Origin of the sequence: Dietzia sp. 111N12-1 (genome assembly GCF_001658045.1) — a bacterium.
Classification (GTDB): Bacteria; Actinomycetota; Actinomycetes; order Mycobacteriales; family Mycobacteriaceae; genus Dietzia; species Dietzia kunjamensis.
On sequence record NZ_LSSV01000105.1, the window covers coordinates 1 to 835 of the forward strand.

The 835-nt window shown below is 61.4% G+C and carries 1 protein-coding gene; it reads right to left on the minus strand.

All coding sequences use genetic code 11. The features are described from left to right. The coding region (locus AYO52_RS17460) for a cation diffusion facilitator family transporter (RefSeq protein ID WP_156523666.1) at positions 1-422 on the minus strand (422 nt) is incomplete at its 3' end. Positions 423-835 lie beyond the last annotated feature (413 nt).

Genomic DNA, 835 nt, shown 5'->3' on the forward strand with positions numbered 1-835 from the left:
ATGCACTCCGGATCCGGAAGGGCCAGCAAACCGCCCGCGGCTGCCCACAACATCGGCGTAGTGGACAGGTCGATCGGGGCAGTTAGCCGCATCCCGCCCATCACGATCACTACCAGCGCCATCACCAGCAGGAAACCGCCGTTGACCAATGCGCCGACAATTTCCGCGCGATACCAGCCGAAGCTGCGGTCTTCATCTGCTGGCCGGCGGGCGAGCCGTGCAGCAATGATGGCCACCAGTACGCCACCGACGGCCGAGAAAGTGTGGAAGGCATCTGAGATCACCGCGACCGAACCGGTCCATAACCCGATGCTAATTTCAATGAAGAAGTAAATTCCCGTCAGCCACGCCGAGATGGCCAGTCCCCACCCAGGGCCGCGCGCACCGTCCGTGTAACTGTGGCCTCCGTGTCCGTGAGTCATGAACCCCTCCTCCTGACCGCAAGGTCAGTTCTGGTGTGATTGCTCATCCCCACCGGGAGCAACCGGCAGGGCGAAATATGGTCGAAATTGAGGATCTGATCGGGTCAGTGCGAGTTAGTGCTCGCGTCTGGAGGAGAGCATCTCTGGTGGAGGTCATTGCGGCGGGGCGCTTCCTCGCTCGGTGGTGGCGGCGAAGTGAGGTTCCCCCGGATCCGTAGAGGGATCAGCTGTAATGAGTATTTGAGGGTTTGGGAGCCACTGGATATTGAGGTTGGGAGCCACCGTTATTGGCTTTGAGAGCCGGTGGCCGATGGGGTCGGAGCCACCGGCTCCCGTGCGCGGTCCCGTGGGGTTAATTCACGGCGGTGTGTTCGCGCATGTTGAAGGTGCCGGTCTCGATCCAGAGGGTGTTG